Genomic DNA, 14,468 nt, shown 5'->3' on the forward strand with positions numbered 1-14,468 from the left:
TGTCGACCCATAACCAGGCCCCCGTTTACCCGAAAAAAGGCCCTCCTTGCAACCACCTGAGCCGAGAAAGCCCATGCAACCGACCCCCGATTTCGCTCCCCAAAAGCTCGCCAGATCGCTGCTGCGCCGGTCGCGGCAGGGGGCTCTCGCAACATTGATGCCGGGCTCCGGCGATCCCTATTGTTCCCTGGTCAATCTGGCCAGCCACCCCGACGGCTCGCCCATCCTGCTGATCTCGGGCCTCGCCGTGCACACCAAGAATATCGTGGCGGACGGCCGGGTCTCGCTGATGCTGGACGAGCGCGCAGCCGGCGACCCCCTGGAGGGCGCCCGGATCATGCTGTCCGGACGGGCCGAGCCGGCCGGTGACGAGAAGGAGCTGCTCCAGCGACGGTATCTCAATGCCCATCCGTCGGCGGAAGCCTTTGTTTCATTTAAGGATTTCTCGTTTTTCAGGATCCGCCCCACGGCCACCCATCTGGTCGCGGGCTTCGGCCGGATCGTCGATCTCAAGCCGGAGCAGTTCCTGACGGATCTCACCGGGGCGGACGACCTGCTGGCCGCGGAGGAAGGGGCGGTGGCGCACATGAACGCCGACCATCGCGACGCCATGAACCTCTATGCGACGAAGCTCCTCGGCGCGGCCTCAGGCGACTGGCGCTGCACCGGCTGCGATCCCGAAGGCCTCGACATGCAGGACGGCCAGAGCGCGCTGCGGCTGGAATTTCCGGAGCGGGTGACGGGTGGCACAGCGCTGCGCAAGATGCTGGTCCGCCTCGCTGGCGAAGCGCGCACAAAGGTGGACTCAGGCGCAACCAATTGAACGCTGCCGGTCATCGCAGCGACCCAAGACCGTAAAGGTTCTACGGCTCGCAGCGAGAGGGTTCATGACACGCCGTCGTCTGACGCTGGTCGCGGGTTTGGCGCTCGCGATCGCAGGAATGCTCGCGACGCCCGCCCTTGCGCAGAAAGGTCTCGCCGCGGAGAGCGCGCGGATCAACGCGCTCATGGGCGCCGGCAAATATTCGGACGCGCTTCCGCTCGCGCAAGGGATGGTTGCGAGCCTGGAAAAGAGCGACAACGGCCGCGAACTATCCGCCGCGCTCAACAATCTCGGCCAGGTCTATGCCGGTCAGGGTCGCGACGATCTCGCCGAACCGCTCTACAAGCGCGCCATCGCGCTGATGGAAAAATCGCTCGGTCTCGAAACGCCGCTGATCGCGGCCGAATTGACCAATCTCGCCGCGATCTATCAGCGGCAGGGCCGCTTCGCGGAGGCCGAGCCGCTGTTCAGGCGTGCCCTGGTCGTCAGCGAGAAGGGCCTGTCGCGCGAGCATCCCGATGTGGGCCGCGCCCTCAACAATCTCGCCACGCTTTACGTGAAGCAGGAACGGCAGGCCGAGGCGGAGCCGCTGTTCCAGCGGGCACTTGCGATCTATCAGAAGGCCGCCGGGCCCGAACATCCCGCGGTCGCAACCGTCCTGAACAATATCGGCCAGGTCGATCGCGACCTCAATCGCGATGCGGAGGCCGAGGCGCCGATCAAGCGCTCGCTCGCGATCCGCGAAAAGGTGCTGGGACCCGATCATCCCGATGTCGCGCGTTCGCTCAACAATCTCGCCGGACTCTACGAGCATCAGCGGCGCTACGCCGATGCCGAGCCGCTCTATCGCCGCGCTCTGGCGATCCGCGAGCGTGCGCTCGGGCCGGATCATCCTGACGTCGCGACCTCGACCAGCAATCTCGCCTATTTCCTCTACGTCTCCGGGCGTACTGCCGATGCGCTGCCGCTGGCGGAACGGACGCTTGCGACCAACCGCGCGCAGTTGCGCGTGGTGCTGCCGATCCTGTTTTCCGCACGCCGGCAGCATCTCCTGGCCGATGACAGGGCGCTCGACGAAGCGCTGGCCGCGATCCAGCGCGGCACGCAATCGTCCGCCGCCTCGGCCGTGAACAAGCTCGCGGTGCGGCTTGCTGCCGGCAGCGACCGGCTCGCCGAGCTCGTGCGCAAGGACCAGGATCTCGGCAGCGAGGCCGAGGCGCTCGACAAGGCGATCATCACCGCCGTGTCCAAGCAGGCCGCGCAGCGCGACACAACGGCCGAGCAGCGCAGCCGCGCCCGAATTGCGGCGATCGCAAGCGAGCGCGCCGGCTTGCAGAAAACGCTGACGATCGAGTTTCCCGACTATGCCTCGCTCTCCAACCCGCTGCCGCTCGCGGTGAAGGACATCCAGCCGCTGCTGTCGGCGGACGAGGCGATGACGATCTATTCCGTCGTCGACAAGCAGAGCTATGTCATCGCGATCACGCGCGAGGGCGTCGACTGGAAAGAGGTTCCGCTCGGCGCGGACGTGCTGACGCAGAAAGTCACGGCATTCCGCAAGGGGCTCGACGTCGGCAAGGCGCGCGACGCCTCCGGCAAGTCGGGCCTGTTCGACCTCGCCCTCGCCAATGAGCTTTATGTCGCACTGCTCGGCCCGGTCGAGGCGCTGACAAAGGACAAGAGCAGCCTGCTGGTGGTGCCGTCGGCGGCTCTGACGGCATTGCCGTTTCACCTGCTCGTCACGGAGACGCCGCACGCTGCGATCCCGGACAAGCTCGAGGGCTATCGCAGCGCTGCCTGGCTGCTGCGGCGCCAGGCTGTCTCGGTGCTGCCGTCGGTGATCAGCCTGAAATCGCTGCGTGCCTTTGCGCGCCGGGATATGGGCGTCAAGCCGATGACGGGTTTTGGCGATCCGGTGTTCAACCCCGCGGCCGAAGGGCCCGCCGATCGTCGCGCCGCAAGCGGCAAGGTCGCGGCACGCAGCATCGCGACATCGGCCTATACCGATTTCTGGCGCGGTGCCGGCGTCGATCGCGCGCAGCTTGCGAAAGCGCTGCCGCAGCTGCCCGACACCGCGGACGAGCTGAACGCGGTGGCCAAGGATGTCGGCGCCGGCGAGGTCGATATCCATCTCGGCCGCGATGCCAGCGAAACGACGCTCAAGCGTGCAGCGCTTGCTCAATACGGCATCATCTACTTCGCCACCCACGGCCTCGTCGCAGGCGACGTCAAGGGTCTTGGCGAGCCCTCGCTTGCACTCTCGATTCCGGATCAGCCCTCCGAGCTCGACGACGGTCTTCTCACTGCGAGCGAAGTCGCTCAGCTCAAGCTCAATGCGGATTGGGTCGTGCTGTCGGCCTGCAACACCATCGCTGGTGACAAGCCCGGTGCGGAGGCGCTGTCGGGTCTGGCGCGCGCGTTCTTCTATGCCGGCGCCCGCGCGCTTCTGGTCTCGCATTGGGCAGTGGATTCGGAAGCTGCCACCCGCTTGACCACGTCGACTTTCGCCCTGCTCAAAAACGAACCAGGGATCGGCCGTGCCCAAGCATTGCGCCGTGCGATGCTGGCGTATGTTGATGACGCCTCATCGCCGCGCAATGCCTATCCCGCGATGTGGGGGCCGTTCGCGCTGATTGGCGAGGGTGAGGTACGATAAGCCGCATCAGCAGGATTGTGCGTCGCAATAACCCCATATAACGTCGAAACATGCATTTGGTTGCGCGATCATTTGCAGTTTTTTGGTGCGCCTGCTCAGAGCTGACATGCGCGACGTTTGGCGCGGTCCTTGAATAAACCAAATCCTGCGGGATCAGCTTGGCAACGTCGGCGTTCACCGATATTAGGTCGTCCAACCGAGGCCGGACGGCCTGTAATTCACGGTAACCGCGATGGCGCCAAGGTCAGGTCGCGCTATGTATCGCGGGTTCTAGGAGGATTTTTCGTGAAAGAGACGGGCGTGCGCAACGGTGCCTGCGGTGCCGACAAATTCGGCTTAAAGAATCTCAAGCAGGTTCACTGGAACCTGGGTGCGCCGCAACTCTATCAATACTCGCTCGCCGCGGGCGAGGCGGTGCTGTCCGCCGACGGCGCGCTCTGCGCCGACACCGGCGAGTTCACCGGCCGCAGCCCCAAGGACAAGTTCACGGTGCGTGACGCCACCACCGACAAGAAGATGTGGTGGGCCGGCAACCAGTCGATCACCGCGGAGCAGTTCGAGACGCTCTACCAGGACTTCCTCAAGCACGCCGAAGGCAAGAGCCTGTTCGCGCAGGATCTCTACGGCGGCGCCGATCCGGCCTACCGGATCAAGACCCGTGTCTTCACCGAGCTCGCCTGGCACTCGCTGTTCATCCGCACGCTGCTGATCCGCCCCGAGGCGGTCGAGCTGTCGACCTTCACGCCCGAGCTCACCATCATCGACATGCCGAGCTTCCGCGCCGATCCGAAGCGTCATGGCTGCAAGTCGGAGAACGTCGTCGCGATCGACTTCGCCCGCAAGATCGTGCTGATCGGCGGCTCCTACTATGCCGGCGAGATGAAGAAGTCTGTCTTCACCACGCTCAACTACTATCTGCCCGAGCGCGGCGTGATGCCGATGCACTGCTCGGCCAATGTCGGCGCCAAGGGCGATGCCGCGATCTTCTTCGGCCTCTCGGGCACCGGCAAGACCACGCTGTCGGCCGATCCGAACCGCACGCTGATCGGCGACGACGAGCACGGCTGGGGCCCGAACGGCATCTTCAATTTCGAAGGCGGCTGCTACGCCAAGTGCATCAAGCTGTCGCAGGAAGCCGAGCCGCAGATTTATGCCGCAAGCACGCGCTTCGGTGCGGTGCTCGAGAACTGCGTGCTCGACGAGGACACCCGCGTGGTGGACTTCGACGACGGCTCCAAGACCGAGAACACCCGTTCGGCCTATCCGCTCGACTTCATCCCGAACGCCTCGCGCACCGGCCGCGCGCCGCAGCCGAAGAACGTGGTGATGCTGGCCGCCGACGCCTTCGGCGTGCTGCCGCCGATCGCAAAACTGTCGCCGGCGCAGGCGATGTATCACTTCCTGTCCGGCTACACCGCCAAGGTTGCCGGCACCGAGCGCGGTCTCGGCAACGAGCCGCAGCCGGAATTCTCGACCTGCTTCGGCTCGCCCTTCCTGCCGCTCGACCCCAGCGTCTACGGCAACATGCTGCGCGACCTCATCGCCGAGCACAATGTCGATTGCTGGCTGGTCAACACCGGCTGGACCGGCGGCAAGTACGGCACCGGCTCGCGCATGCCGATCAAGGTGACGCGCGCGCTGCTCACCGCCGCGCTCGACGGCTCGCTTCGTAACGTCGAATTCCGCACCGACAAATATTTCGGCTTCGCGGTCCCGACCGCGCTGCCGGGCGTGCCGGCCGAGATCCTCAACCCGGTCAACACCTGGAAGGACAAGGACGAGTTCGACAAGACCGCGCGCGCGCTGGTCGGCATGTTCCAGAAGAACTTCGCCAAGTTCGAGGCCCAGGTCGACGCGGAAGTGCGCGCCGCCGCGCCGGACGTGAAGCTCGCGGCGGAGTAACCGCGCATCGATTGAAATGCAAAAGGGCGGCCGCGAGGCCGCCCTTTTCGTTTCTTCGCGGGGGGTGCGGTTGCCTCCTCCGCTAGGAGGTCGCCAAGGTCCTTTGATCCCGCCAGTTCAGAATGGGCCGCTCGAAGTAATGGTAAAGCGCCGCGGCGAAAAGCAGACAGATCCCGGCATAGATCACAGCCGACATCACCGTGGCCGCTGCGACGTCCGGCTCCAATTTCCAGATCGAATGGATCACGATGATCACGGGAATATTGACCAGATAGAGCGAATAGGACCATTTGGATAAAGCGGTCACGCTCGTCGCCGTCACGCTTGGGAGATTGATCCGGCCGACGCCCCAGATGATGAGCAAGGCAATCGACAGCTGCACGACGTTAAAGAGCAATGTCCTGGCGAAGAAGCTGTGGTCCAGCTCCGGTTGGGGCCGCGCCAGAACTGCGATCGAAACTGCGAGGAGTGCCAAACCCGCCATCAGCAGCGCCGGTCTGTATCTCGCTCCGATCCATCCGGCAGCAATATAGGCGAACACGCCCGTCATGATCGCGTCGAGCCTGAAGATCGCGATCTTTCTGATTCCCGTTTCCAGCGTGGGCTCAAACAGGACGACGGCGCCGATCCTTGCAGCGAGAGAGAGCAGGAAGACGAAAGCGCCGGCGAGGATGAACGCTCGCGTGGAGCGGCCTTGCGTCTTGCTGAATGCCATGACGACGAGCGGAAAGAAAAGATAGAAGAGTTCCTCGATCGCAAGGCTCCACGATTCGGGAAAGAACGCCGGAATCGGATGCGCGAAGTTCTGCAGGAAGGCGAAATAGGGCCCCAATGATGGAAGCCCCGAGGGCTGGTAGATGAGGATGTTCAGCCCCAGGAATAGGTAGTAGCTCGGCAGTGTCCGTATCCAGCGACGCGCCCAGAAGTTCGACAGCAGGCTCTGCCAGGATGCTTCGGACTCGAATTGCTTGAACAGGATGCCGCCGACCAGAAAGCCGGAGAGAACGAAGAATATCTCCACGCCAAGGGTTGCCGTGACGTTGGCAAAAGCGCTCTCTTCCGGCCGTTCAAAGAACCAGCTGCCATGGGAGGCGAGAACGAGGCTCACCGCGAGCGCCCGCAACAGGTCGAGCCATCCGTCTCGGTTGCCAGGCGGCGGCGACCTGTTCTCTTTCACCCGGGAACCTTCCATGACGAGGAAGGCGCAATTCTCAACCTGTAGTCATTACCATAGTCTTACTATGATCTGAGGTGATGCCATCCCCTCACATCCGACATGGCGGGAGAGGGCGGGAAAGCTACGCCTTGAAATACGCGATCTGCGTCGTCGTCGCGAGCAGCCTGCCGTTCGGCGACCACAGCTCGGCGTTCTGGTCGGCGTAGCTCTTGTGCATGATCTTCGAATCCGCCGTCGCCAGCACGCGCGTGATGTCCTCGGCCGCCAGCTCCTCGCTGTCGGTGTGGAAATACGTCGTCAGCGACACCGTGCCGAACGGAACCAGTTCGCGCCGCGCATGAAAGATGCGGCCGAAGAAGGCGTCCGACATCGACATCAGCGACAGCATGTCGAGCTTGCGCGGCGTGCGGTCGCTGATCCAGATCTTCGAATAGGTGCTGGCAAGCTCGGCCTGCGGCGGGCCGATCCGCATCTCACCCTCGACGAAGCGGAATTCGTACTGGTTGGCCCAGGACGCCGAGATCTTCGGGAACGGCATCGTCTGCTCGAACGGCTTGGCATCCGGATATTGCGCCACCCTGTGCTCCCAGGACGGCCGGCGCTCGGCGAACACCGCGGTGGCGAGCGTTGCGACGTCGCCGCCGCCCTGCGACAGTTCGACGCTCCAATGCTGGCTGGAACGATTGGCTTTCACCAGGCGGATGTCGAGATCGAACGGGCCTTTCGCGATCGGTGCGCAGTAATTGACGGTCAACGCCAGCGGTTCGCCGGCACGCTCTGGATGCTCGATCAGCGCGCGCAGGATCGTCGCTGCCGTGATGCCGCCGAACGGGCCGACAAAGGCCCAATAGTCGTCGCTGGTGTGCCCCTGCCAGCTGCTGTCACCTGCGGTGATGCGGGTGGCGTCGTCGAACGGGTGCGGGAGCTTGGCGTGCATGGGCGATCCTCGATGTCTCCCCGGCCGTCATTGCGAGCGCAGCGAAGCAATCCAGAATCTTTCCACGGAGACAGTCTGGATTGCTTCGCTGCGCTCGCAATGACGGTGTTGAGGCGACGGCGTCCGTATCGCCCTCACCGTCTTGGGGATGATGACGATCATATCATCATCCGCCTCGCGAGATGCAATAACCTCGCAGGTAACGCCGCTTCCACGTCGCGGAAAAATCAGCCTGCGGCGTCGCGCAGGTTGGGCAGCAGCGGCGTGGTCGGATTGACCGGCACGTTCCAGATCTCCTCGGCGTATTCGCGGATGGTGCGGTCCGACGAGAACCACGCCATGCGCGCGACGTTGAGGATGGAGGCGCGGGTCCAGGCCGGCGCCCCCTGCCAGCGCGCATCGACGCTGCGCTGCGCCTCGTAATAGGAATCGAAATCGGCGCTGACCATGTAATGGTCGAGGTAGCGCAGCGCATGCGCGATGGATTCGAAGCGGCCGGGATCGCCGGGCGAGAATTCGCCGGCGCCGATCGCGTTGATGGCGCGCTGCAACTTCGGCGAATTGCGGATCACGTCGGAGGCGTCCAGCCCCTGCTTGCGCCGGATCATCACGTCGCCGGCTTCCATGCCGAAGATCGCGATGTTCTCCACGCCGACATGGTCGCGGATCTCGATATTGGCGCCGTCGAGCGTGCCGATGGTGAGGGCGCCGTTCAGCGACAGCTTCATGTTGCCGGTGCCGGAGGCTTCCATGCCGGCGGTCGAGATCTGCTCGGACAAATCGGCCGCGGGAATGATCACCTCCGCAAGGCTGACATTGTAGTCGGGCAGGAACACGACCTTGAGCTTGCCGCCGATCGCGGGGTCGTTGTTGACGACCTCCGCGACGTCGTTGATCAGCTTGATGATCAGTTTTGCGTAACGATAGCTCGCCGCCGCCTTGCCGGCGAAGATCTTGACCCGCGGCACCCAATTGCCGTTGGGGTCGTCCTTGATCGCCTGGTACAGCGCGACCGTCTCGATGACGTTGAGCAGCTGGCGCTTGTATTCGTGGATGCGCTTGATCTGCACGTCGAACAGCGCGGTCGGGTCGACCTTGATGCCGAGCCGCTCGCCGATCAGGCGGGCGAGCGCGGTCTTGTTGTGGAGCTTGACGGCGCGGAATCTCTTCTGGAATTCGACGTCGCTGGCGCGCGCTTCGATCAGCGACAGCTGGGTCGGATCGTCGAGCACGGCATCGCCGCAGGTCTCGCGCAGCAGATCGGTCAGCTTCGGGTTCGCCAGCATGAGCCAGCGGCGGAAGGTGATGCCGTTGGTCTTGTTGGTGATGCGGCCGGGATAGAGATGGTTGAGGTCGTGGAACACGGTCTCGCGCATCAGGTCCGAATGCATCGCCGAGACGCCGTTGATACGGTGCGAGCCGACGAAGGCGAGCTGGCCCATGCGGACGCGGCGGCCGCTCTTCTCGTCGATCAGCGAGACCGAGGCGCGGAAATCGATGTCGCCCGGCGCCCGGGCCTCGGCGAGCGCCAGATGCTGGACGTTGATACGGTAGATGATCTCGAGATGCCGCGGCAAGAGCCGCTCGAACAGCTCGACCGGCCAGGTCTCCAGCGCCTCGGGCAGCAGTGTGTGATTGGTGTAGGAGAGGGTGGCGACCGTGATCTTCCAGGCTTCGTCCCAGCGGAAATTGTGGAGGTCGACGAGGATCCGCATCAGCTCGGTGACGGCGAGGCTCGGATGGGTGTCGTTGAGCTGCACCGCGACCTTGGACGACAGGCTGCGCAGCTGGCCGTCGGACGACAGATGCCGCTTGATCAGATCCTGCAGCGAGGCCGAGACGAAGAAATATTCCTGCCGCAGGCGCAGCTCGCGGCCCGCCGGGCTCTCGTCGTTCGGATAGAGGAATTTGCAGATCGCCTCGGCGCGCGACTGCTCGGCGCTGGCGCTGACATAGTCGCCCTTGTTGAAGGCGTCGAGCTTGAGCGGATCGGGCGAGCGGGCCGACCACAGGCGGAGCGCATTGACGTGCTGGCCGCGCCAGCCGACGATCGGCGTGTCGTAGGCGATCGCCTGCACGGTCTCGCCCGGATGCCAGATCGCGCGGTCGCGGCCCTTGTCGTCGACATGCTCGACGCCGCCGCCGAAATTGATGTCGTAGATCACCTCGGGCCGCTGCAATTCCCAGGGGTTGCCGAAGCCGAGCCATTCGTCCGGATATTCCTGCTGCCAGCCCTGATTGATGATCTGGCGGAACAGGCCGAAATCATAGCGGATGCCGTAGCCGATCGCCGGGATCGACAGCGTCGCCATGCTCTCCATGAAGCAGGCGGCGAGCCGGCCGAGGCCGCCATTGCCGAGCGCCGCGTCCGGCTCGCATTTGCGCAGCTCGGGCAGCGACACGCCGAGATCGCCGAGCGCGACCTCGAAGATCTTCAGCAGGCCCATGTTGTTCAGCGCGTCGGTGAAGAGACGGCCGATCAGGAATTCGAGCGAGAGATAATAGACGCGCTTGCGCCCCGCGTCGTAGCTGTGCTTCTCGGCCGTGAGCCAACGATGCACGATGCGGTCGCGCAGCGCCAGCGCTGCGGCCTGGTACCAGTCGTGCTTGGTCGCCATGCCCGCGTCCTTGCCGATGGCAAGGCGCAGCTTCGCCAGGATCGCGCCCTTGATCTCAGCCAGCGCCAGTTCGTCGATGGGCTGGTTCGAGGCGGGCAAATTTGGCTGGAACGATTGATCTTGCAAGGCCGTCACTTCCTGGTCGCGAGAACACCACTAACCCTACGCGTCTTGTAACCCTAAGCGCCTTGCCCCCGTACCGGAACCATCGCTGGTGCGGCCATGCACTGCGCTGGCGTAAAATTATGCAAGGAACGGGCCGGTTTGGGAACCCGGATGACCACGGAGACGCGTGGATTTGGTGCTAGAATGACGGCCAATTCAGCCATCAGTGTGGAGGAGACGTGCCATGAGACTGCTGACGCGACTGCTGATCGAAATCGCCGCCGCGGCCCTGCTCGTCGTCTGCATCTCGGCCTCGAGCGCGGCATTTGCCGCCGGCAAATCCGGCCGCAGCGCCGACGGCCTGAGCTGCGGCTTCACCGTCCCGCAAAATGCCTCGCCCACCGCGCGCTGCGCCGCCATCAAGCGCCAATGCGGCGGCAAGTTCTACGCGAATGCGTGCGGGGGCCGGCTGGTGTCGGCGGCGAATTGAGTCGCGGCCGGGCGGCTCGCAAGCTCAGGCCGCCTTCGCCTGCACCGCATCGCAAAACTCGGCGAGACGATCCGCAAGCCGCAGCGTCGCGGGGCTCGCATTGGGCGCCGCCATCAGCGCCACCTCGGTCCGGTTGATCGGCTCAAAACCGTCTTTCGCCGTCAGCACGCGGTGGTCGGACTGGATCGACATCTCCGACAGGATGCTCAGGCCCATGCCGGCGGCGACCGCGGCCTGGATGCCGGCAAGGCTCGACGACGAATATGACATGTGCCAGGCGCGGCCGGCGCTTTCCAAAGCATGGATGGCGCCGGCGCGGTAGAGGCAGCCGAGCGGAAAGCCGATCAGCGGCACCGACGACGCATTGACGTCGACCGGATGGCTCTTGCTGGTGACCCAGTGCACCCGCTCCGGCCACACCGCGATCGCGCCCTTCGCGCCGGCCTCGCGCTTGAACAGCGCCAGATCGAGCTCGCCGCGTTCGAGGTCGCGGGACAGGTTCTTGCTCTGGTCGGCGCGCACATCCATGCGCAGGCCGGGATGCGAGCGCGAGAACGAGCCAAGCAGTTTCGCCAGCCGGTACGCGGCAAAATCCTCGGGAATGCCGAGCCGGATCGCGCCTTCGCTGTCGGGCTCGCGCATCACGTCGCGCGCTTCCTCGGCCAGCGTCAGCAGCCGCCGCGCATAGGACAGCAGCCGCTCGCCGGCCTCGGTCGGGCGCACGTCCTTGCCGTCGCGGTGCAGCAGCACCTGGCCGACGTCTTCCTCCAGCCGCTTGATCTGCTGGCTCACGGTCGATTGCGTGCGGTGGACGCGCTCGCCGGCGCGGGTGAAGCCGCCGGCCTCGACCACCGAGACGAAGCTGCGCAGAAGCTCGAGATCGAGCATGCCGGCCTCCATTCGAAAATCCACTGATTTCAAGTTAATCATTTAATTTCCAAATGACAAGCCGGCTCCCTAGATCGAGGGTTCAGGAGAATGCCCCCATGTCGCTTGCCACCTCGCTTCCTGCAGCCCCCAGCCGCTTCAACACGCTGCCGCTCGCCATCGGCCTGTTTTGCCTGCTCTGGAGCTATGCCTTCGTCGCCGGCAAGATCGGCGTCACCCATTGCCCGCCGCTGATCCTGCTCGCCGCACGCTTCTCGCTCGCCGGCGTCCTGATCCTCGGCGCGACACTGATCCGCGGCGACAGCTGGTCATTGTCCTGGCGCGATGCGGCGATCTTCGCCGTGCTCGGCATCGCCAACAACGCGCTCTATCTCGGGCTCGGCTATACCGGCCTGCAATCCGTCTCCGCCGGCCTCGGCGGCCTGATCGTCTCGGCCAATCCGGTATTCACCGCCGCGTTAGCGGCCCTGCTGCTCGGCGAAGGCATGACGTGGCGCAAGGCCAGTGGCCTCCTGCTCGGCATCATCGGCGTGACGGCGATCGTCTGGCATCGCCTCTCGGTCGGCACCGATTCGCTGCACGGCATCGTCTTCACCCTGGCCTCGCTCGCCTCCATCGTTGCCGGCACGATCCTGTTCAAGCTGCTGGCACCGAAGGGAAGCCTGTGGATCGGCAACGGCGTGCAGAATCTCGCCGCCGGCATCGTGCTGACGCCGGTCGCGTTCACCTTCGCCGATGTTCACGCCATCGATGTCACCCCAAGCCTGATCGGCGCCTTTGCCTTCCTCGTGCTCGGCGGCTCGATCCTGGCCTACTGGCTCTGGTTTCATCTCCTGAAAGTGTGCGGCGCCACCGCCGCCAGCGCCTATCATTTCCTGATGCCGCCGCTCGGGATGCTGTTCGCGTATCTCGTGCTCGGCGAGCATGTCGAGGCCCGCGACCTGCTCGGCATCATCCCGGTCGCGCTCGGCATCTACCTGGTGACGCGGCCGGCGAAGGCGGTGTCGTAGGCCCACCCCTCTCCACGTCATTGCGAGCGCAGCGAAGCAATCCAGAGTCTTTCCGCGGTGACAGTCTGGATTGCTTCGCTGCGCTCGCAATGACGGAGGATGCGGCTAGTCCTTCCTGAAAACAATCGACGCCATCCATCCCGTCATCAGCGCCATCGCGGCCGTGACGAGGCCGTAGATCAGACCGTTCTGTCTTGCCGTCGTCGCCACGAACTGCTCGAAGCCGACCTTGACGATCTCGAAGGCGGTCTCGGTCTTGCCGATGAAAGCGCCGTTGGCGAACAGCTTGATCTCGACCTCATAGGTGCCGATCGGCACCTCCGCCGGCAATGGAATGCCGGTGCGGAACAGCGTCGGCGTCAGGAACGTCACCGCGCTCGGATCCTCGCGATAGAGGCCGCGCTGGGTGCGCAGGCGAATGAAAGCCGTGCGGAACGCGTCGTTCGGCACCACGTCGGCAAAGTCGCCGCTGACCCGCTGGGTCAGCAATACGTTGTTCAGCCCGATCTGCTGCCGCCGCGCGATCTCGGGCGACGTGATGCGGTCGAACGGACGGTTGGCGAACAGCGCCAGATAGCTCGGCACCTGCAGGAACTGCCGGTAATCGGTGTTGATCCAGATGCCGAACGTGCGCTCCTTGCGCCGCGTCACCATGTCGGCGCGCGGGCCCATCACGGTGACGACGAGATCGTAGGCGGTGCGGTCGGCAGGCGTGGTCGCGTCCTTCTCGACCGAGCCGAACAGCACCAGCTCCTCGCCGGAATAGTTCGGCGTCACCGTAACGCGGTGGTTGGAAACCGACACGATCAGCCGCTCGGCCCGCGCGGCGCCGCCGAGCAGCAGGACGAGGAGGGCTGCGAGAAGCGCGCGCCTCATCCGGTCACCCCCAGCTCACGGATGGTGAAGAGATCTGCGGGCTGGATGATCAGCTCGATCGCGAAGCGGACGCCGACCGAGAGGATCAGCAGGCCCAGCAGCAGCCGCAGCTGCTCGCCGCGGATCTTCTGGCCTGCGCGTGCCCCGAACTGCGCGCCGGTGACGCCGCCGACCATCAGGATCAGCGCCAGCACGGCATCGACGAGGTGGTTGGTCACCGCGTGCAGCATGGTGGCGAACAGCATGGTGACGAGCGTGAGGACCATCGAAGTCCCGATCACCGTCGACGTCGGCACCCTGAGCACGTAGATCATGATCGGCACGAGAATGAAGCCGCCGCCGATGCCCATGATGGCGCCGATGAAGCCGATCACGATGCCGACGATCACCACGGGGATGACCGAGAGATAGATTTTCGAGCGCTTGAACCGCATCTTCAGCGGCAGGCCGTGGATCCAGTTGTGCGTCCGGCGCGGCGGCATCGCGCCGCGCCGGGTCCGCATCAGGGCGCGCAGGCCTTCGGAGAACATCAGGCTGCCGACCGTGGTGAGCAGCACGACGTAGGACAGCGCGATCATCAGATCGAGTTGGCCAAGCGCGCGAAGCTGCGTGAAGGTCCACACGCCGAGTGCCGTCCCGGTCACGCCGCCGCATAACAACACGCTCGCCAGCGCCGGATCGATCGCGCGGCGTCGCCAATAGGCGAGGGCCCCGGAGAAGGACGAAGCCGCGATGTGGCTGGCGACGGAGGCGACCGCGACTGCCGGGGTGATGCCGATGAAGATCAGGAGCGGCGTCATCAGAAAACCGCCGCCGATTCCGAACATGCCGGAGACGAAGCCCACCGCTGCGCCCATCGCCAGCACCAGGAAGACGTTGACCGGAAGGTCGGCGATCGGAAGGTAGAGCTGCATTGAACCACGCGCCAAGCGAGACGGATCGACTAACGCGGAATGCTCGCGGGGAAGGTCGGAACGATTGCCGCG

Annotated in this window: 11 protein-coding genes; 5 read left to right on the plus strand and 6 right to left on the minus strand. The window is 64.7% G+C overall.

Going from position 1 to position 14,468, the window contains the following annotated elements:
* The first annotated feature begins 73 nt into the window (after positions 1-73).
* The 3 genes from PMI42_RS26565 (at position 74) to PMI42_RS26575 (ending at position 5,381) form a co-directional block, all read left to right on the plus strand.
* Entirely contained in the window at positions 74-823 is a 750-nt protein-coding gene (locus PMI42_RS26565; RefSeq protein ID WP_008139850.1) for a HugZ family pyridoxamine 5'-phosphate oxidase, read from the plus strand.
* Positions 824-887: 64 nt separating this feature from the next.
* Positions 888-3,479, plus strand: coding sequence for a CHAT domain-containing tetratricopeptide repeat protein (locus PMI42_RS26570; RefSeq protein ID WP_008139851.1), 2,592 nt, complete (start codon positions 888-890; stop codon positions 3,477-3,479).
* Positions 3,480-3,764: 285 nt separating this feature from the next.
* Positions 3,765-5,381, plus strand: a complete 1,617-nt coding sequence (locus PMI42_RS26575; RefSeq protein ID WP_008139852.1) for a phosphoenolpyruvate carboxykinase — start codon at positions 3,765-3,767, stop codon at positions 5,379-5,381.
* Positions 5,382-5,463: 82 nt separating this feature from the next.
* On the opposite strand, the gene PMI42_RS37540 is transcribed toward PMI42_RS26575, so the two are convergent.
* From PMI42_RS37540 to PMI42_RS26590, 3 genes are all read right to left on the minus strand, one after another.
* Positions 5,464-6,558 (minus strand): acyltransferase family protein, encoded by a 1,095-nt coding sequence (locus tag PMI42_RS37540; protein WP_157195830.1) that lies wholly within the window; start codon positions 6,556-6,558, stop codon positions 5,464-5,466.
* Between the two features lie 121 nt (positions 6,559-6,679).
* Positions 6,680-7,495 carry an acyl-CoA thioesterase gene (locus PMI42_RS26585; RefSeq protein ID WP_008139855.1) on the minus strand — a complete coding sequence of 272 codons (816 nt, stop codon included), beginning with the start codon at positions 7,493-7,495 and terminating at the stop codon, positions 6,680-6,682.
* Positions 7,496-7,722: 227 nt separating this feature from the next.
* Positions 7,723-10,239, minus strand: coding sequence for a glycogen/starch/alpha-glucan phosphorylase (locus PMI42_RS26590; protein WP_008139856.1), 2,517 nt, complete (start codon positions 10,237-10,239; stop codon positions 7,723-7,725).
* A 223-nt stretch (positions 10,240-10,462) separates the two neighbouring features.
* Here PMI42_RS26590 and PMI42_RS26595 point away from each other — a divergent pair, with 223 nt between their 5' ends.
* Complete coding sequence (locus tag PMI42_RS26595) at positions 10,463-10,708, plus strand: hypothetical protein (protein WP_008139857.1); 246 nt, start codon at positions 10,463-10,465, stop codon at positions 10,706-10,708.
* A gap of 24 nt (positions 10,709-10,732) precedes the next feature.
* On the opposite strand, the gene PMI42_RS26600 is transcribed toward PMI42_RS26595, so the two are convergent.
* Positions 10,733-11,596, minus strand: a complete 864-nt coding sequence (locus PMI42_RS26600) for a LysR family transcriptional regulator (RefSeq protein ID WP_008139858.1) — start codon at positions 11,594-11,596, stop codon at positions 10,733-10,735.
* A 98-nt stretch (positions 11,597-11,694) separates the two neighbouring features.
* Here PMI42_RS26600 and PMI42_RS26605 point away from each other — a divergent pair, with 98 nt between their 5' ends.
* The gene (locus PMI42_RS26605) at positions 11,695-12,606 is read left to right on the plus strand and encodes a DMT family transporter (RefSeq protein ID WP_008139859.1); all 912 of its coding nucleotides are present in this window, start codon (positions 11,695-11,697) and stop codon (positions 12,604-12,606) included.
* A gap of 105 nt (positions 12,607-12,711) precedes the next feature.
* Here PMI42_RS26605 and PMI42_RS26610 read toward each other — a convergent pair whose 3' ends face one another.
* The gene (locus PMI42_RS26610; RefSeq protein ID WP_008139860.1) at positions 12,712-13,482 is read right to left on the minus strand and encodes a TIGR02186 family protein; all 771 of its coding nucleotides are present in this window, start codon (positions 13,480-13,482) and stop codon (positions 12,712-12,714) included.
* Positions 13,479-14,396: a sulfite exporter TauE/SafE family protein gene (locus tag PMI42_RS26615; protein WP_008139862.1), complete on the minus strand. Its 918-nt coding sequence runs from the start codon at positions 14,394-14,396 to the stop codon at positions 13,479-13,481. The genes PMI42_RS26610 and PMI42_RS26615 overlap by 4 nt, the downstream gene beginning before the upstream one ends.
* Between the last annotated feature and the right edge of the window lie 72 nt (positions 14,397-14,468).

It is taken from the genome of Bradyrhizobium sp. YR681 (assembly GCF_000282615.1).
Lineage (GTDB): Bacteria > Pseudomonadota > Alphaproteobacteria > Rhizobiales > Xanthobacteraceae > Bradyrhizobium.